This window comes from Vreelandella sp. GE22, assembly GCF_968212445.1.
Genome location: NZ_OZ309110.1, coordinates 563,452 through 581,501, shown reverse-complemented (window position 1 = coordinate 581,501; position 18,050 = coordinate 563,452). Strand labels below are relative to the sequence as shown.

Sequence of the window (18,050 nt, the reverse complement as noted above, 5' to 3'; positions counted from 1 at the left end):
CGCCGCGCGGCTCTTCCAGGCGCGGTGTCGGCGCAAATATGAGACACTGCGACGAGGGAATCTCGAACACCGGGGTTCTCGCTTTAAACACGTTCACTGTCTTTTATAACCGCGAACCGAACCGTCAATGCTTGAACTACGTCATCTGCGTACGCTGGCCGCCCTGCGCGAAACCGGCTCGCTGGTCGAGGCCGCCGAGCGCGTTCACCTTACCCAGTCGGCGCTTTCGCATCAGTTGAAAGATCTGGAAAGCCGCGTGGCGAGCCCGCTTTTCGTGCGTAAAACGCGCCCGGTGGAGTTCACCCGGGCCGGGCTTCGCCTGTTGGCGCTGGCCGACGAGCTCCTGCCGGCAGTGCGTCGTGCTGAGCGCGACCTGGCCAGGCTTTCGGGTGCCGAGCAGGGCCGCTTACACATGGCCATCGAGTGCCACAGCTGCTTTCAGTGGCTGATGCCTACCGTGGACTACTTCCGCGATCACTGGCCGGAAGTCGAGATCGATATCCCGAGCGGTCATCACTTCGACCCGCTACCGGCCCTTGCCCGCGAGCAGCTCGATCTGGTGATTACCGCCGACCCACAGCCCATTGAGGGCATTCACTACGCGCCGCTATTTCGCTACGAGGGGCTTTTGGCCGTGGCCCGCCAGCACCCTTTCGCGCAGAAAGGCTTTGTCAGCCCCTTAGAGCTCGCCGAACAGACGCTGATTACCTACCCGGTGGAGCAGTCTCGGTTGGATGTGTTCACCCAGTTTTTGACCCCGGCCCAGGTACGCCCGAAGGAGATTCGCACCGCGGAGCTCACCATCATGATGATGCAGCTGGTGGCCAGCGGCCGTGGCGTTTGCGCGCTGCCCAACTGGGCGTTGACCGAATATCTGGAGCGCGACTACGTAAGCGCGGTGAAACTTGGTGAGGCGGGGATTTGGGGCACGCTCTATGCGGCGATTCGCGATGAGACGCGCCACACCCCCTGGATGCAGGATTTTCTGCGCACCGCGCGGGAAACGTCCTTCGCGGTGCTCAGCGGCGTCAAGCCGGCGGGGGGCGGCGAGGAATCAATAGCGTAAAGCGCGCCCCGCCAAGACTCGGGCTTTCATCGATGGTGACGCTGCCACCGTGGCCGGTCATGACCTTGTGCACGATGGAAAGCCCAAGACCGTAGCCGCCGGAGCTTCGCGCCCGGCTGTCGTCCAACCTGGCAAAGGGTTTGAAGATATCACTGCGTGCCTCCAGCGGCACCCCCGGGCCGTCATCTTCGACATCGATACGTACCAGGTGTGGCTCGTCGCAAAGACGAATACTGACCTGGGTGCGGCCATAGCGGCAGGCGTTACTGACCAGGTTTTGCAGCGCACGCTGCAGATAGCGCGGCTCGGCCAGAAGCTCGATCTCCTCGTGCTCTGTCTCAAGCTTGAGGCTAAGCGTTTTGTGCAGCGGGGTGAGCGCGTCGATGACGCGATTGGCCATGGCACAGCACTCCACCGGCACCATCTCCAGCGGGTCACCGTGGCTTGGCCCGCCGCCCAGACGCGCGTAGGTCAAAATCTCGTCGACCAGATCGTCGAGCTCGGCGATGTCGGCGTCGATCCCCTGCAGTTGACGGCGAATCGACGGCTCCTCGGTCATATCCTCGACCATCTGCACGGCAAAGCGTATACGCGCCACCGGCGTACGTAGCTCGTGAGACACCGCGCGAATCATCTCCTGCTGGCCTCTCAAGAGCGTTTGCACCTGGCTTGCCATGGTGTTGAAGGCCATGCCGAGCCGGCCCAGAAAATCGCCGCTTTCCACCTTCACTCGGGTTTCCAGCCGGCCGCTTGCGATACGCGTGGCGGCGAGTTCCAGGCGCGCCATGCGCGCTTCGATACTGCGCATGATGAGGTAGATGATGAGGCTCAGCACCACCATGACGCCGATGAGAAGCGATAAATGCAGACTCAGCGGTAGTGTATCCCGCCGGGTAATGGGGCCGGCTTTCAACCACTGCTCACTGCCCGGTATTTGATAAAGAAACGTGAGGGAGAGGTGCTCGGTGACCAGCCGTGTCACGACCCCGCCCCGGGCCAGTTGCTGGCGCTGGGCCGGGGTGAGGCCTTCGGGCAGTGTCGAGACGAGCGCCAACGGCCACCCCGGCAGATGCACATCGGCAAGCACTGACTGGCGCTGGGGAGCGGGCGTTCGTGCCAGCCACTCGCCCAGGGCCACCATGCTGCCCTGCCACTGGCGCTCGCTCCAGCCAATGAAAGTAGCGCTCAAGAGGCTATCCGACTGTGGGCGCTCATCGGGAATGCGCTGGCGAAGCCGCCAGGGGTTGGTCTCGATCAAAATATTACCCCGCGCCAGGCGGGCTTTCTCGAAATAGCCGAGTTCGGCATCGTTGACCGGTACCAGCGCCAGCTGCATACCGAACTGATGCGAGAAAGCGTTCAAACGCGCTTCTCGATTTTCCGGGGCAAGCTCGGCCAACTGCCGGGTCATTAGTGTCATCGGCAGGCTCGCCATCTTTTCGCGAAACTCTTCGCGGCGTACCTGTTCGATGAAGGTGCGCCCGCCGATCGTAATGACGAACACCACACAAAGCGCCAGGGCCAGCAACACGTAAAATCTAAAAAAAGAGCCGTGGCTAAGCACGCGCGGCATGGCTCCACCTCGATGGCGCTTTTGACCGGGTCTCGCGACGCTGCGATTAGCTATCCTTGACAAAGAGGTAGCCTTTGCTGCGCACGGTCTTAATACGGTGAGGCTGATGGGGGTCATCGCCGATCTTGGGACGAATGCGTGACACGCGCACGTCGATAGAGCGGTCCTGGCCGTCGTACTTGATACCCCGCAGGTCGCTGAATATCTCCTCCCGGGTCAGCACGGTGCCCGCATTGCTCGCTAAAAGCCAAAGCAGATCGAACTCGGCGCTGGTCAAGTCGATACGCTCCCCCTCGAGCCACGCCTCGCGGGTGGCGCTATCGATATCCAGATTGGAAAACTGCAGGCGCACCTCGCCGTTGGGGGCCACCGGCGCGTCGGCGCGGCGCAACAGGGCCCGCATGCGTGCCAGCAGCACCCGGGGCTTGACGGGTTTGGGCACGTAATCATCGGCGCCCATTTCGAGCCCCAACACCTGGTCGAGGTCATCGGTACGCGCGGTCAACATCATGATGGGCCCGGTGAAATTGGGGCGTACGCGCCGGCAAATCGAAAGACCGTCCTCGCCTGGCAGCATCAAGTCCAAAATGACAAGGTCCGGCTGAAGCTCCAGAATCCGCTCGACCCCTTTCGCACCATCGGCTTCGACCGTTACTTTAAAGCCGTTGTTGTCCAGGTATTCTCGGGTTAGCTCGGCCAGACGCTGGTCATCTTCAATAATCAGCACATGGTCTTGATCGGGATAGTCAGACATGAGCGGCTCCCGCTTCCTTTATAATGGTCAATAGCCTCGGTAACTTCATGGTATCTGATTAACGTGGCGAAGTGCTTAATGGTAACACTAGCTTACTCTTTATTAACGTTTGAAGGGCAAATTGCAAGAATAAATCGGCACCCCCGGAGAACCTGCCAGGCTGCTTTTCACTATTTTTAAGCGACGCACGCCGCTTGATTGTTGATGCGTAGCGCGCTAATGTTGAACTCGCGAGTTGTCAACCATCTTTTGACATGACAGGAGAAGGCGATGGGCGATCAAAAAACCAAAAGCGTCATAAAACGCGTCTACGTACCCACTCAGGTGCGCGATTTACCCAACGGCGAAAAGCTGACGATCCCCGGGCATTACAAGGCGCCGCCCGCGAGTGACGAAAGCGGCGAAGACTAGCGAAGCGCTTTTAAGCGTTACAAGACACGCTTTTAGAATACAAAAAAAGCAGGCCCAAGGCCTGCTTTTTTATTTCGCTTAAACCGGCTATCCCTTGGGCCCCAACACGAACCAGATAATCAAACCGATTAGCGGGAAGAAGAGTAACACCAGAATCCAGATCAGCTTGGCAAGGCCGCCAGCCGAACTCTTGGCGACTTTAACAATGGCCCAAATGACAATGACAAGCCAGATAAGGCCTAACAGGCCGCCTACTTCAATTCCCATAACAACTCTCCTTGGTGTGCCGATATCCTTACATTACGCGCTCAGCATAGCACTTCCTGGACAACATGCGAGCGTTACTGAGGCGGCAATCGCAGCAGCATTTCGCCGTCCGCTATTTCGATACTAAGCAGATTCAAAAAGCTCATGCCCAACAGGACGGTATCGCGCTCCATACCGCGGCTGATCGAGCCCTGCACGTTACTGGCGCGTAGCCCGCCAAGGGACACTTCGTCGAGCTCGGTTAAATTACCCTGTACCCGGCCGTTGGCCGTGTTGAACCAGGCGCTGCGCCCGGGCTCAAGCGACAACCTATCGGCGAGCTCGTGGGGCACGGCCACATAGGTGGCGCCGGTATCGAGCAGGAAAGTCACCGGCTCGCCGTTGATCTGGCCGGGGGCCTCGAAATGGCCTGAGCGGTTGCGCTTGAGCCGCACCGGCGCCCCCTCTGTCGAGGTATCCATGATATGAGCGTTGGGAGTGGTGAGGTTTTTGAAACCGCCGTCGATAAGCCAGGTGCCCGCCCCGATCAAGGCTACCCAAAATAGCAGCATCATCACGATGCCGCCGCGCTGTGTGTTTAGCGATGTCATACACCCTCTCCGCCCGTTAGGTGCTTTCCCATGCAGTCGCCGCCTCGCGGCCGCGGCGCTCGTTCACGCCTGCACAAATCAGCATCGCCATGATGAACAACCCTACACATAATAGAATAGAGGCCTGCAAACCAATCAACGTTTGCAACACGCCCAGCAGCACGATGCCCAGCACCCCGGCCAGCTTGTTCGCCAGGCCCCAGAAGCCGAAAAATTCCGCCGACTTGGCAAGCGGCGAGAAAACCCCGACCAGCGCGCGGCTGGCGGACTGGCTCGACCCCAGGCTCAGCCCCGCCAAACAGCCCACGTATAAAAAGACGTATTGCGCCTGCCACTGCCAGCCAAAACGCGCGTTGGCCCATTGGGTAAGTTCTGGCGTCGCCCAAATCGCCAGAATGGCCAGGACCCAGAGCGCCAGGGTCATCTGGTAGGTGCGCTTGGCACCCAGCTTATCCTGAATAAAGCCGAACCCCAGCGCCCCCGCCGCCGCGGTGAGCTGCACGACGATGAACATGATGTTGCGTACCCCTTCGTCCCAGCCGATCACCTGGGCGCCATAGATGAACGCAAACGCGATGATGATGTAGACCCCGGCCATCGAGAAAAGCAGCGACACCAAAAAAATGGTCAGGTCCTTGAAATAGCGAAGCTCCTTGAAGGTAGACGTCAAGCGCCCCCGCGCGATCCGCCAGTACGATACGCCCTTCTCTCGGGGCTCACCCCGCTCTTTTAACCACAGGAAAGTAGGAATGGCGGCTACCAGGAAAAATCCGGCAGCGAACGGGCCGACCCAGCGAATACGCTCGAAATTCTCAAGTGTGGCTTCGCCCAGCACCAAAAGCGTAAATCCCGCGGCGAATAGCCCGCCAATATAGCCAAGCGCCCAGCCAACCCCGGAAATTTTACCCAGCGCCGAGGGCGGGCCGAGTTCGGGTAAAAACGCAGCAATGAACGATTCACCCATGGAGTAGGCGTAGTTGGAGAGTATGATCAGCAAAAGCCCCGCCACCACGTAGCCGGGTTCGACGAAATAGAGCATGGCGGTCGTGGCGATCGTCGCCAGGTAACTTACCAGCAGAAAGCGCTTTTTTTCGGCCCGATAATCCATGATGGCCCCGCTAAGCGGCGCGGTAATCACCACCATCAGGTAGCTGGTGGCAAGCGCCAGGCTCCATAAAAAATTGGCCAGTCGGAAGTTGTCACCGCGATCACCAACGATCACGGTAGTAAAAAGCTCGCCGAAAACCACCGTGATAATCAGCAGCGTATAGGCCTGGTTGGCAAAATCGAACATCGCCCAACCAAATATCTCGCGCCGGGAGGCGTAGGCCGCTGCGCTTTTTACGGGTTCAGAGGACATAGAAGCTCTCGTGCAGATAGTGCATCAAAGGGGCCAGCTCGACTACATTAACGCCTAAGCCAGTAAAAGGGGGATGACAGGGGGTGAAAGTTACTCTAAATTTTCCTGGGAGTTACGTTGGGGTATCTGCGCATGACGCATGAATTCGCCGTCAAAAAGCATTCAATAGCCAAGGGCGCATTGCGGGTCGCGGTGCTTATGGGGGTAAGCGCATCCTTTGCCGATACGTCCCCCTCCCTCGCTGCCTTTAGCTATATTACCGAAGAGTATCCCCCCTATAACTATGTCGAACAAGGTGTTGCAAAGGGTCAAACGGTCGATCTTTTAAAGCGGCTGTTCAACTACTCTCAAACACCCTTCGAATACGCCGATATTCACAGTTACCCGTGGATAAGAGGCTACAACATGGCGCTGCAAACGCCCAACACAGTGCTTTTCTCGACCAATCGGACGCCCTCGCGCGAGGCGCTTTTTCACTGGGCCGGGCCCATCGCCATCGACCAGGTCACGCTGATCGGCCATGCCAGCAAGCCACTACGCATCGAGGAACTGAGTGACGCCATCGCGCAAAGCCTCAGCGTCGTGGTAATCCGGGGCGATATCGGTGAATTGAGCCTGACGGAGGCGGGCTACCCGGAAACGCTCATTCACCATGCGCTGGATAACCAGAGTGCGCTCAATATGCTGATCAATGAACGGGTCGACCTGTGGGCCTATAGCGCAAACGTGGTCGACTGGATCGTCGATCACGAGGGCTACCGGCCTGCCACTTTGATCCCGGTTTATACCTTGAGTCGCTATCCGCTCTACTTCGCGATCAACAAGGAGAGCGACCCGGCGCTGACCGAATATTTTCAAACGATGCTGCTTGAGCTAAGTTCATTTGATATTCCGTCGCCGGTATATGAGGATGAGTAACCGCTGGCTCCCATATTTTTCACCTGTACTCGTTATGATCATTGTGATGTTTTCAAGCATGAAGGTGACGGCGAGCCCGGCGCCCTCCTACCTCTTGACGATTAATACCGAAGAATATCCGCCCTTCAACCATGGCCTGGGTGGCGACATCCAGGGTTACGCGACCGAGCGCTTACAGCAGGCGCTCGAACAAACCGGGATCGAGGCCCGGTTTTATCTGCTTCCCTGGGCGCGCGCCTATACCGAAGCGCGGCTTCGCCGCGACCACTGCGTTTACTCGACCACGCGCACCCCCCAGCGCGAGGCGCTTTTTCGCTGGGCGGGGCCGCTGGCGGCGAACGAGTGGGCGGCGTTCGCGCTCGAGGGCCATGCGGGCGAGTTAATCCGCCTTGAGGACCTGGCCGGCCTGCGCGTCGGAAGCTTTCGAGAAGATGCCGTGGGCGACTACGTCAAAAGCCAAGGTATCGACGTTATAAGAGCGCCCAGCGAGCGGGTCAACATCGCACGGTTGGAAGCCGGTTTTTTGGATGTGATCGTTTCCGGCCGGACACCGGGGGAGTTCATCGCCCAGGATGAAGGCATCCCGCTCGTTTACCTGTTTAGCTTTGCCCATGTGCCGCTTTATCTGGCCTGCAACCCAAGCGTCCCCCGCCAGGTAATGGACAAAATCCAGCACGCAATAAGGGCGCTGCCATGAACACCCAAAACCGGCTCATCAAAGGACGCTTGACCTTGAAGCAAGCGCTTTTGACGCTTCTCATCGCCACGCTGATCAGCCTGGTCGCGGGCAGCCTCGAGCTTTGGAGCCACGCTAAAGGTATGCGGGCCAGCATCGAACAACGCACCCAGCAGCAGCTTGCCATCATCAATGGCGCGGCGGCGGAGGCGGCGTTTCAGCTCAATCCCCAGCTTGCCGAGCAGATCGCACGGGGGCTTTTCAATGATAGCGATGTCGCTCGCGTGGTCATCGAGGATGATTTTGGCCGTAAGCTGGCCGAATTCGAATCGCCCACGCTGCCGTCCGGGCGCCTTGGGCAGGCGCTGTTTGGCGATATACTCAACTACCAAGAACCGCTTCGTTATCACATGGGCGAAACCGTGCCGGCCTCACAGGTCGGGGAAATCCGGCTATCGCTGGACCAGCATTATCTAACGGCCCAGTTTCTCGCCCGAGGCTATCGTGTGGTGGGTATCAGTATCGTCGAAGCCTTTTTACTCAGCTCGCTGTTTATCGCTTTTTTCCATATTTTCATCACCCGGCCGCTTTTGAAGGTTCACGCCGCCATCACCCTGACCGACCCGGCCTTTCCGGCCCAGTGGCCCAAGCCCACGCTGCGCGGCCATCGAAACGATGAGCTGGGCCACCTGGTCGAGAGCATGGATCACCTGCTGCGTGAGTTTCAGCGCGGTCTGGAGCAGCGCGACCACCTGCATCAGCTCTCCCGGCACGACGGCCTGACCGGTATCGCCAACCGACGCTACTTCGACACCTTTCTGGCCAGCCACTGGGAGAAATCCCTCAAGGCGGAAGAGCCTATTTCGGTGATATTTGTCGATATCGACCGTTTCAAGGCGTTCAACGACTACTACGGCCACACCATGGGCGACGATACACTCAAAAGCGTTGCCCGCGCGCTTAGCCGCTGCATCGATCAAGAAACCGACCTGCTGGCGCGCTACGGAGGCGAAGAGTTCGTTTGCGTACTGCCGGCCAAGGATATTTATCGCGCCCTGAGCATCGCCAATCACATGCGCCAAGCGGTACTGACGCTGGCCATTCCCCACGCCCGTGGCCAGGATAGCGTGCTCACCGTGAGCATCGGGGTGGCCTGCGCCCTGCCCACCAACGACAAAACCGCCAGTCAGCTGCTAAGCGAAGCCGACGATCGGCTTTACCATGCCAAAAACCGTGGCCGAAATCGCATAGAAGCCTTCGACCCGGTTTAGACACGGCGTTTGAAAGGTCAAGCATGCACTGAGTGAACGAGCCATCGGAATGCACGAGAAACTCACTGCGAGACATTAAAAAAGGGGCGCGTAATGCGCCCCTTTTGTTGGCTGAGTCTCGTCCTCGTCAGGTGAGCAGCCAGTGCGCCAAAACGGCGGACAAACCGATCACCAGCGCCGTCAGGACCGCCACGATGACGATCAAATCCAGCCAGCGGTCGAAGACAGCCCCACATCGACCGAGGCCAGCCCCTTTGGGCTGACGTCGCGTTGCGCCTTGGCGCGGTCGAGCCATTAGCGCTTACTCCCTCTTTAGACGGTTTACAAAATACCTGGGTAAAGTCTAGTCCTTGATGCGCCGATTGACCACGAGCGGTGCACGCCGCAAGCGTTCCTGCTCGGCATCGCTTAGCTCGCCGGCCTCGAAAGCGTCCGCGCCGACCGGGGTATCGCCGTGGCGACGATAGAGCTGGGTCAACATAGAGCGACGATCCGCCTGCAGCTCACGAACCAGCACGAACACCATCAGGTAAAGAATGAACGTAAAGGGAAGCGCTGCCAACACCGCTGCCGACTGCAAACCGGTCAAGCCCCCCGCCGCGATCAGCGTAAGGCAAATGGCAGCAATCAATACGCCCCAGATCACGCGCTTGTAAAGCGGCGGATTGATCGAACCGTTGTCGGTCATCTGCGCCACAATATAAGAGGCCGAGTCCGCCGAGGTCACCAAAAAGATAAAGATCAGCAAAATGGAAACGAGCGAGAGCACGCTGGTAAAGGGCATCAGCTCGTACATCTCGAAAAGCGCCACGGTGATGTTATCCTGGGTCGCCGCGGCCAGACCGATATTGTCGCCATTGATCTCCATGGTGAGCGCGGCGCCGCCAAACACACCGATCCACAAACACGCCAGCAGCGGCGGCATGATCAGCACGCCGAACACGTACTCTTTGATGGTGCGCCCGCGGGAAACGCGCGCCACGAAGGTGCCCACGAAGGGCGACCAGGCGATTACCCAGGCCCAGTAGAAGATCGTCCACTCGCTGGCCCACTCGTTGCTACTATAAGGTGAAATGCGCAGGCTCATGCCGATGAAGTTCTGCAGGTAGTCGCCAATGCCCAGCGTAATGGTTTCGAGGATCGCCACCGTCGGCCCGGTAATCAACACGTAGAGCATCAGGCCGATACAGATCGCCAGGTTCAAATTGGAAAGGCGCTTGATGCCTTTATCAAGCCCCGCCCAGGTCGAAAGCATGTAGGCGCAGAACATGACGGCAAGAATGATGAACTGCCAAAGCGTACCTTCGGGCACGCCAAACACCGCGTTCAACCCGCCGTTCATTTGCAGCACGCCAAGCCCCAGCGAGGTCGCCACGCCCATGACGGTCGCGACCACGGCGAACACATCGATCCAGGAAACATAGGAGCGCAGCCGCGGCTTTTTGGCCACCACCGATGAAAGCACCGACGATACCAGCCCCGCCTGGCCCTTACGAAACTGGAAATAAGCAATGATCAGCCCGACGACCGAAAACGCTGCCCACTGATGAATGCCCCAGTTGAAGTAGCTGTACTGGATCGCGTAGCGCGCGGCGGCCTCGGTCTCGGGCTCGAAATCGCCGTAGGGCACCTCGATGAAGTGACTCATGGGCTCGGCCATACCGTAAAACACCAGCCCAACGCCAAACCCCGCCGCCAGCAGCATGCTGATCCACGAGAAAAAGGTATAGTCGGGGCGGCTGTCCTGGGGGCCCAACCGCACCTTGCCATACTTGCTCAGCGCCAGCCCGAACAAAAAGATGACGAACCCGAACACCGAAATCAGATAGAACCAGCCCAGGTGCTCGGTCACCGCACCGAGCGCGGCCTCGGCGCCGTTACCAAAATTTTCCGGAAACGCCGCGCCGATTATCACCAGTGCAAAGATGATAACGGCGGAAGCGATGAATACCGTTTTGCCTTCTTTACGCGCCATTTGATCTCCTTATTCTCCCGGATTTGAATCATCCCCATTCAGTGTTTTAACCCTTGCAGCTAACAGGGTCTAAAGCAAGCGCCGCGCCAGAAGTGAACTCGCCCTACGCGCTGTGTTCCAATGTTTGCAAAAGATGGGTTGCAAAGACCGATAGCCAAAGACCGGTTGCCAAAGATCAAGGGAGTCCCTCATGCGCCACCCTCATCGTGATTCGCAAAACGCTGCCTGGCAGGCCGCCCATCAGTGGCGTGCCAAAGCGGCCAATACCCAACCCAACGGCCTTTTAGGCACCCTGAAGCTTGCCCTGGTATGGCTGGCCTTCGGCGCCTTGATGATCGTTGGCGTGGTGTTCGGGCTGGTCTTTTTACTGATCGGCTGGGCCTTGATGCCATTGATGCGCTACAAGATGAAAAAGCGTATGGATCAGATGCGCGCCGACCAGGCCCAGGATATTGGCGGCAGCGCTGGCGGTTCTTCTCACGCCCAGGACACGCGTCATGGCCACCAGGACGCGCTCGAAGGCACCTTCGAGGTCAAGGAGAAACGCTAAACCGGCGCATGGATGAAGGCGAAGGTAACGCCCAACACCACCGGCATCACGACCAGACTCCCGAGATTTCCGATCAGCACGATAGAGGCCACCTTTTGGGGTAACAGGTCGTACTGTTCTGCTACCAGGTAGTTCAGCACCGCCGGGGGGAGTGCGGCGAAGACTAAAAGCGTTGCCAGTTGAAGGGGCTCCAGGGGTAGCAGCCACATCAGCGGCAGCGCGATCACAAGTCCCGATAGCGGGCACAAGACCGCCCCTAAAAGCCCGGTGCGCCAGTCGCCAAGATCCACCTCCAGCAACCGCACGCCCAGCGCGAAGAGCATCAATGGAATGCACACCCCGCCCAGCATGTGCATGGCGTCCAGCAGCCAGCCCGGCAGCGCGATATCGCCCACGTTGATGAAAAGCCCCGCTACGCTGGCCGCCACGATCGGCATTTTGAGCATGCGCCAAAGTGACGTACGCGAATCGAGCATGTAGAGCCCCACCGAGAAGTGCAGCAGCATCTCGACGATGAACACCACCACCGCCGCCGGCAGCGCCGCCTCGCCAAAGGCGAACACCAGAAGCGGTACGCCCATGTTGCCCGAGTTATTGAACATCATCGACGGCAAGAACACCTTGCGGTCAAGATTTAGCCACCGGGCCAGTGGCCAGAGCACCACCCCCGAGCCAAGCACCACCAGCGCTGCCGCCCCGCCAAGCCAGGCGTACTCGGCCAGCGGCGCCTGGCGGTCCGCCAGCACGGCAAACACCAGAAGTGGCACGAACAGCTCCATATTGAGCGTGTTGAGTGTTGCGATATCCGGCGTGCGAAAGCGCCCGTAAAGCGCCCCCGCCGCGGCAATCAGGAAAACGGGTAATAGCGTGGCAAGGATATGGCCGGTCATGGATCGCTACTCAAGGTGCTAGCCCAAAAAGCGTTGCCAGAGCGCAGAAACCGCCTCGCGGTGCTGGGTAAACGGGTCAGGGTCGGCCACGGGTTTGTCGCCGGTCAGCGCGGCGCGGTGGGTGCGGCTTCGGTAGGCAAGGTAAGCCTCTCGAAGCGCGCCCGCCTCGTCGTTGCTGATATAACCGTGCTCGGCCAGCGTCTCCAACAGTCGAATATTGTCGCGGTAGGTGGCAAGCTCAGGCGTCTTGTTCGAGAGCGCCAGCACCCCGTACTGGCAGAGAAACTCGATATCCACCATGCCGCCGGCGTCCTGCTTCAGATTGAAGGTCGTGGCGGCCTCCTTCGGCCCGGGCCTTGTCGCCAGGTGATCGCGCATTTTCTGGCGCATGCCCACCACATCGCTTTTGAGCGCCTCGCCTTCGCGGGGCTGGGTCAAAAGGCCTGCGCGCAGCGTCTCGAACTTCTCTGCAAGGGCGGCGTGGCCCGCCACGACCCGGGCGCGCACCAGTGCCTGGTGCTCCCAGGTCCAGGCGTTTTGGCGCTGATACTCGCCGAAGGCGTCGATGGAGGTGACCAAAAGCCCGGCGTTGCCCGACGGGCGCAGGCGCATGTCCACCTCATAAAGGCTGCCAGCCGGGGTGGTGGCGGTCAAAAGGTGAATGATGCGCTGACCAAGGCGCGTGTAGAACACCGGCGTATCCAGCGGGCGGGCCCCGTTGGTGGCGCCGCTGGTGTCGCTGTCGTGGAGAAACACCAGGTCCAGGTCGGAGCCGTACCCCAGTTCGATGCCGCCGAGCTTGCCGTAGCCGATAATCAAAAACGCCGGTTCATGCTCACTCAGCCCAGCGGGCACGCCGTGCTTGCGCGCCACGTGCTTCCAGGCCATGGCCAGCACCGCCTCCAGAATCACCTCGGCGATGTAGGTCAGGTAGTCGCTCACCTTCATCAGGTGGCGGGTGCCGGCGATATCCGAGGCGGCGACGTGCAGCGTTTTGGCGTGCTTGAACACGCGCAGCGCCTCGAGCAGGGCCTCTTCGTCGTCCTCGGGCAACCGGTTCAGCGTTTGGCGAAGCTCATCGCTTAGCGCCGTCTTATCCGCCGGGGTGTAGAGCGTCTCCGGCGTTAGCAGCTCGTCGAGCAAAATCGGGTAGCGCGCCAGGTGCTGGGCGATCCAGGGACTGGGAGCGCAGAGGTGCATCAGGTGCTCGAGGGCGTGGGGGTTTTCCCTTAAAAGCGCCAGGTAGGCGGTGCGCCGCAGGACCGATTCGATCAACGGCTGCACCCGCTCGAGCGCCGTGTCTGGCGTGTCGTGCTCGGCCACGGCGTCGAGCAGCAGCGGCATCAGCGCGTTCAGGCGCTCGAAGCCGATACGCTGCATGCCCTGTACCTGGCGGGAGTGATAGAAGTTCTCCAAGCGTTTGAGCACTTGGGCCGGTTCGGCAAAGCCCGCCGTGTCCAGCTGCGCCAGGGCCTCGTCCTCCTCCAGCTCCCCGCGCCATAAAAGCCGCCACTGTTCGAGCTCGACACTGGTGCTGCTCTCGTCGTCCACCTCGCCTTCCGGGTCGGCGATGACCGCGTCGAAGTGGCGGCGCACTCGTTCCCGCGCCGCGTCCAGCGCCTCGACGAGTGCTGCCCAGTCTGGTTTCTTCAGGGCGTAGGCCACGCGGGTTCGCTCGTCGTCATCGTCGGGCAGCATCTGGGTCTGGCGGTCGTCGAGCGCCTGGATGGCGTGCTCGACGTCGCGTAAAAACGCGTAGTCGTGTAAAAGCTCTTCGACGACCGCTTCGGGCAGCAGGCCAAGCGGGGGCAGCTCGCTCAGCGCGCGGGCAAGCGAGGCGACCTGTAGTTCGGTATCGCGGCCACCGCGAATCAGTTGAAACGCCTGAACGACGAACTCCACCTCGCGAATGCCGCCAGGGCCGAGCTTGATATTGCTCTGCATGCCCTTGCGCTTCACTTCCCGGTTGATCATCGCTTTCAGCTCTCGAAGCGACTCGATCGCGCCGAAATCCAGGTAGCGCCGGTAAACGAAGGGACGCAGGCTTGCCAGCAGCGCCTTGCCGCCTTCGACATCCCCTGCGACCGGGCGCGCCTTGAGCATCGCGTAGCGCTCCCACTCGCGCCCCTGGTCCTGGTAGTAGCTCGACAGCATAGCGAAGCTCCCCACCAGCGGCCCGCCGTCACCCAGCGGGCGCAGGCGCATATCCACGCGAAAGGCGAAGCCGTCCCGGGTGAGTGCATCGAGCGCAGCGATCAGGCGCTGACCCAGCTTGGTGAAATACTCCTGGTGCTCCAGCGGCTTGCGCCCGCCCTGGGTCTCGCCCTTTTCCGGAAAAGCAAAAATCAGGTCGATATCCGAGGAGAGGTTGAGCTCGCCGGCCCCCAACTTGCCCATACCCAGCACTACCAGCCGCTGCGGGCGGCCATCGGTGCAGGGCGCGGGGGTTCCCCAGCGCGGGGCGTAGAAGGTTTCCAGCCAGCCAAGCGCCCCCTCCAGGCACACCTCGGCAAGCCAGGCAAGCGCCTGGGCGGTTTGCCACATGGCGTAATCCGCCGGCCGATTGAGATCGCGCCAGATAATCCCGAGCATGCGCGCGCGGCGAAAGCGGCGGATGACCCGGTGCATGGCTTCTTCGTCTTCGGCGCCGGCCAGCGCCTTTTCAAGCCAGGCCTGCTGGGTGGCTTTATCCGGCGTGGCGTCGAACTCGGCGTTGTCCATCAGCTCGCCCAACCATTCGGGGTAGCGGCCAAGGGTTTCACCGGCGAAGTGGGAGACGGTGATCACGCGATAAAGCGCGGCCAAAAGCGGCTCATCGAGCGCCTCGAAGGCGCGCGACGGGAGGGGTTTGTCGGTCATCGAGGCGACGTTGTCCGCCTTATCGAGCGCCTCCGTCAAACTCGCCAGCGCCTGCTCGGCAAGCGGGGTGAGCGCCTCGGGCGCCTGGGATAAAACCGCTGCGTTCCACTGCATAGCCACCTCGTTGCCTGTCCGGGTACACCCCGGCGCGTTGTTAAGTTTGCGCGTTAGCCGGCCAGTTTCACCCAGCCCAGCACCCCCCAGGTAAGCCCTGCCATGATCAGCGAGAGCATGACCGCCGCGGAGCCGATATCCTTTGCGCGGCCGGAGAGCTCATGATGCTCCGGGCCGATGCGGTCCACCACGTTCTCGACGGCGCTGTTCAAAAGCTCGACGATCAGCACCATGAAAAGGCTGCCCACCAACGTAAGCCAGGCCATGGCCGTATCCGCCAGCCACCAGGCAAGCGGTAGCAGGACAACGCAGATCACGACTTCCTGGCGAAAGGCCGCCTCGTTGGTAAAAGCCGCCCGCAGCCCCTTCCACGAATAGCGCGTGGAGTGGACCAAGTGAGTTATTCCGGTATGGCGTGGCTTCATGGCGTGAGTTTCACCTGCTAAGCGTTGTTAGTTTGCCATTATCATGGCATCCAAATCCTGGGAGAGCGGGTCGAGCACTGCCGACCAGCTTAAATAAGGCGTCGAGCCGGTGCCATTCACCAATACGCTAAACACGCCCCAGCGTCCCTGGGCGGTACGAAAGTAGCCTGCCGCTGCGCGTACCGCAAACGGCTCGTTCAGCGTGCCGGTCTTGAGCATCACGCTGTTCTGGAAGGCTGAAGAGCCCCGGCGTATAAAGCGCATCACACCGTTTTCCGGCGACTGAAATGCCGCCACGAAGCTTGGAAAGAGCGCGTTTTGATTGAACATCGCCTCGAGCATGACGGTCGCGCCGTGGGCGGAGATGCGATTGCCGGTAGTCAGGCCGCTGCCGCTGTCCATGGTCAGCGGGCCGTGGCCGGGAAGGCTTTGGGCAAAGACTTCGATCGCCTGCCCGGCCTGGCCAAGCTGCGCCTGGGGTGTTTCCACCAGGTTGAGCGCCAGCACATCGGCCATGTAGTTGTTGGAGTAGTTCATGGTGCGCAGCAAAAGCTCCTGCAACGGCTTGCTGTCCACCGCCGCCAGCCGGCTCGCCCCCGCCGGACGGCTAGAGGTCACCTGCCAGGGGTCGCGCACCGTCACGTCCGCCTGATTGAGCATACTCAAAAGTACCTGGGCGGTCTGCGCCGCCGGGTCGCCAGCCCCACGGTAGATATCCTGGGGCGAGGCGTTGGTGGAGATCTGCCCGGTCAGGCGCAGTACGTCGCCGCGCTCATCAGAAATACGCACGGCGCCAATTTCGGTGCCGCTATTGGCGGGCACGGTGCGTACCTGGTTGTCGATCGTGATCAGCGGTGCGGGGCTATCGCAAAGACCGGTGCGCGCCGGCGTATTGGCGCTTGCCCCGGGGGCCACGTTCACACACCAGGTGCCAAAATTGACCCCGGCCGAGGTGAGCGGCGCGCTATAGGCGTTGGTCACGCGGGTTTGCGCATTGCAGCGGTCGGTCGTGGCGCAGGTCACCGGCCCAAAGCGCCATTGGCTGACGACCAGCGCCCCATCGACCTCTTGAACCCCGGCCAGTTTCAAACGCTGCACCAGTCGCCACAGGTCTTCGCTGGTCAGCCCCGGGTCGCCGCCGCCTTCGAAAATCAGGTCGCCGCGCAGCACGCCGTTATCGATCACCCCGCTGCTGACCAGCGCCGAAGTAAAGCGGTGCTGGGGGCCAAAGCGACTAAGCAGTGCCGCGCTCATGTACGCCTTGGTGACCGAGGCCGGCGAGAGCTGGCGGTCCGGGTCGATACTGCCCAGCACCCGGTCGGCATCCGGCCCTAAAAGGCGTGCCTCGGCGCTGATCGAAAAGCCCTGCTCGCGAAGTTCGCTCAGGCGACTAAAGTCCGCCAGCAGCGGTTGACTGAACAAAAGGGCCGCAGCGGCAACGCCCGCGGCCCGCGTTAGGCACCGCCTCAATGGTTTGCAACGACTCACACTCACCTACCTTATTACTCGTTCGTTTGAAAAAGACCCGCTGTCACGCCCCGCCGGTCGAGGTATAGAGCGTCAAAGCGCCGTCATGCGCTTGCCTTCTGTCTTTCGAGTGCGCACTCGAGTCGCCAAAGCGGCTGGCCGCTCTGCGCGTACTTGGCTTCGAACGGCGTCAGGTACTCCTCGCCAAGTACGACCGGCTCGACCCGCGCCTGGCACCCGGTGGCCAGCATCACGCCACAAGCGAACTCCTCGATGTAAATCTGCCAGTTGGAGCGCACCTCCAGCCGTCCGCCCAGTGCAAGGGCGGTGGGAAACACCGGATGGCCGTGCCAGCGCATTTTCAAGTGCGCCGCCTTGGGGTAAGGGTTCGGGTAGAGCAGATAGTGGCGTGCCGGCGCCCACCCCGCCGCCAGCGCCAGCCGCCAGAAATCGACCAGGTCCGCGCGCACCAGCAGGGCGTTGGCGGGCAGCGCCCCGTGCTCGCGCCCCAGCCGGCTTTCGCTGCGATCCACACCGATCACGACGTGATCCGGGAACCGCGCCGCCAAACGCCGTGTCGAAAGCCCGACACCGCAGCCGGCATCGAGAATCAAGGGGGCATTGGCCCCCGCGTACCAAGCGTTGGCAGTCTCGAACGCCTGGCGGCTATGTTCGGCCACGGGCTTTTGAAGCGGATGCGCCAGGGCGCGCTCTACCCGGCGCTTTAGATCCTTGTGCGGTCCGGTTTGGTTGGATGTAACGACTCGAGACGCGTGCTGCATGCCAGCCTCTGATGGAAAAACCATGATTCTATCAGTCTCTGGCGCGCGCGGCATGACGCCATTGCACCCCCGGTGCTATGATCATGCCTTTAAATTGTATGG

Annotated in this window: 18 protein-coding genes; 6 read left to right on the top strand and 12 right to left on the bottom strand. The window is 60.8% G+C overall.

Annotated elements, in window-relative coordinates; genetic code table 11:
* The first annotated feature begins 127 nt into the window (after positions 1-127).
* Positions 128-1,066, top strand: coding sequence for a LysR family transcriptional regulator (locus ACWHRL_RS02830; protein ID WP_447895146.1), 939 nt, complete (start codon positions 128-130; stop codon positions 1,064-1,066).
* Here ACWHRL_RS02830 and ACWHRL_RS02825 read toward each other — a convergent pair.
* The gene (locus ACWHRL_RS02825; RefSeq protein ID WP_447895145.1) at positions 1,029-2,639 is read right to left on the bottom strand and encodes an ATP-binding protein; all 1,611 of its coding nucleotides are present in this window, start codon (positions 2,637-2,639) and stop codon (positions 1,029-1,031) included. The two genes, ACWHRL_RS02830 and ACWHRL_RS02825, sit on opposite strands and share 38 nt — an antisense overlap.
* A gap of 46 nt (positions 2,640-2,685) precedes the next feature.
* Complete coding sequence (locus ACWHRL_RS02820; protein ID WP_447527767.1) at positions 2,686-3,393, bottom strand: response regulator; 708 nt, start codon at positions 3,391-3,393, stop codon at positions 2,686-2,688.
* Between the two features lie 270 nt (positions 3,394-3,663).
* Here ACWHRL_RS02820 and ACWHRL_RS02815 point away from each other — a divergent pair, with 270 nt between their 5' ends.
* Positions 3,664-3,804: a hypothetical protein gene (locus ACWHRL_RS02815; protein ID WP_447527766.1), complete on the top strand. Its 141-nt coding sequence runs from the start codon at positions 3,664-3,666 to the stop codon at positions 3,802-3,804.
* A gap of 87 nt (positions 3,805-3,891) precedes the next feature.
* Here ACWHRL_RS02815 and ACWHRL_RS02810 read toward each other — a convergent pair whose 3' ends face one another.
* The 3 genes from ACWHRL_RS02810 to ACWHRL_RS02800 all read right to left on the bottom strand — a co-directional run bounded on the left by ACWHRL_RS02810 (position 3,892) and on the right by ACWHRL_RS02800 (position 6,021).
* On the bottom strand, positions 3,892-4,071 hold the full coding sequence (locus ACWHRL_RS02810; protein WP_447527765.1) for a PLDc N-terminal domain-containing protein: 180 nt from the start codon (positions 4,069-4,071) through the stop codon (positions 3,892-3,894).
* 74 nt (positions 4,072-4,145) lie between these two features.
* Positions 4,146-4,661 (bottom strand): retropepsin-like aspartic protease family protein, encoded by a 516-nt coding sequence (locus ACWHRL_RS02805; RefSeq protein ID WP_447895144.1) that lies wholly within the window; start codon positions 4,659-4,661, stop codon positions 4,146-4,148.
* Positions 4,662-4,677: 16 nt separating this feature from the next.
* Positions 4,678-6,021, bottom strand: a complete 1,344-nt coding sequence (locus ACWHRL_RS02800; RefSeq protein ID WP_447527763.1) for an MFS transporter — start codon at positions 6,019-6,021, stop codon at positions 4,678-4,680.
* A 132-nt stretch (positions 6,022-6,153) separates the two neighbouring features.
* Here ACWHRL_RS02800 and ACWHRL_RS02795 point away from each other — a divergent pair, with 132 nt between their 5' ends.
* From ACWHRL_RS02795 to ACWHRL_RS02785, 3 genes are read left to right on the top strand one after another with little or no spacing between them, the layout of a single operon-like run.
* Positions 6,154-6,939 (top strand): substrate-binding periplasmic protein, encoded by a 786-nt coding sequence (locus ACWHRL_RS02795; protein ID WP_447527762.1) that lies wholly within the window; start codon positions 6,154-6,156, stop codon positions 6,937-6,939.
* Between the two features lie 46 nt (positions 6,940-6,985).
* A complete protein-coding gene (locus tag ACWHRL_RS02790) occupies positions 6,986-7,636 on the top strand; it encodes a substrate-binding periplasmic protein (protein ID WP_447527761.1) in 651 nt (216 codons plus the stop codon).
* Positions 7,633-8,886, top strand: coding sequence for a GGDEF domain-containing protein (locus ACWHRL_RS02785; protein ID WP_447895143.1), 1,254 nt, complete (start codon positions 7,633-7,635; stop codon positions 8,884-8,886). Before ACWHRL_RS02790 ends, ACWHRL_RS02785 begins: the two co-directional genes overlap by 4 nt.
* Before the next feature lie 127 nt (positions 8,887-9,013).
* Here the strand turns inward: ACWHRL_RS02785 and ACWHRL_RS02780 are convergent, their stop codons facing one another.
* Both ACWHRL_RS02780 and ACWHRL_RS02775 read right to left on the bottom strand, forming a co-directional pair.
* The gene (locus ACWHRL_RS02780) at positions 9,014-9,181 is read right to left on the bottom strand and encodes a hypothetical protein (protein WP_447527759.1); all 168 of its coding nucleotides are present in this window, start codon (positions 9,179-9,181) and stop codon (positions 9,014-9,016) included.
* A gap of 48 nt (positions 9,182-9,229) precedes the next feature.
* Positions 9,230-10,861, bottom strand: a complete 1,632-nt coding sequence (locus ACWHRL_RS02775) for a BCCT family transporter (protein ID WP_447895142.1) — start codon at positions 10,859-10,861, stop codon at positions 9,230-9,232.
* A gap of 190 nt (positions 10,862-11,051) precedes the next feature.
* Here ACWHRL_RS02775 and ACWHRL_RS02770 point away from each other — a divergent pair, with 190 nt between their 5' ends.
* Entirely contained in the window at positions 11,052-11,411 is a 360-nt protein-coding gene (locus ACWHRL_RS02770; protein WP_447895141.1) for a hypothetical protein, read from the top strand.
* On the opposite strand, the gene ACWHRL_RS02765 is transcribed toward ACWHRL_RS02770, so the two are convergent.
* From ACWHRL_RS02765 to trmB, 5 genes are all read right to left on the bottom strand, one after another.
* Positions 11,408-12,301, bottom strand: a complete 894-nt coding sequence (locus ACWHRL_RS02765) for an AEC family transporter (RefSeq protein WP_447895140.1) — start codon at positions 12,299-12,301, stop codon at positions 11,408-11,410. The genes ACWHRL_RS02770 and ACWHRL_RS02765 overlap by 4 nt on opposite strands.
* Before the next feature lie 18 nt (positions 12,302-12,319).
* A complete protein-coding gene (gene glnE / locus ACWHRL_RS02760) occupies positions 12,320-15,274 on the bottom strand; it encodes a bifunctional [glutamate--ammonia ligase]-adenylyl-L-tyrosine phosphorylase/[glutamate--ammonia-ligase] adenylyltransferase (protein WP_447895139.1) in 2,955 nt (984 codons plus the stop codon).
* A 53-nt stretch (positions 15,275-15,327) separates the two neighbouring features.
* The gene (locus ACWHRL_RS02755; protein ID WP_447527754.1) at positions 15,328-15,699 is read right to left on the bottom strand and encodes a diacylglycerol kinase; all 372 of its coding nucleotides are present in this window, start codon (positions 15,697-15,699) and stop codon (positions 15,328-15,330) included.
* Positions 15,700-15,726: 27 nt separating this feature from the next.
* The gene (gene dacB, locus ACWHRL_RS02750; protein WP_447895138.1) at positions 15,727-17,121 is read right to left on the bottom strand and encodes a D-alanyl-D-alanine carboxypeptidase/D-alanyl-D-alanine endopeptidase; all 1,395 of its coding nucleotides are present in this window, start codon (positions 17,119-17,121) and stop codon (positions 15,727-15,729) included.
* A gap of 149 nt (positions 17,122-17,270) precedes the next feature.
* Positions 17,271-17,948: a tRNA (guanine(46)-N(7))-methyltransferase TrmB gene (gene trmB, locus ACWHRL_RS02745; protein ID WP_447895137.1), complete on the bottom strand. Its 678-nt coding sequence runs from the start codon at positions 17,946-17,948 to the stop codon at positions 17,271-17,273.
* Between the last annotated feature and the right edge of the window lie 102 nt (positions 17,949-18,050).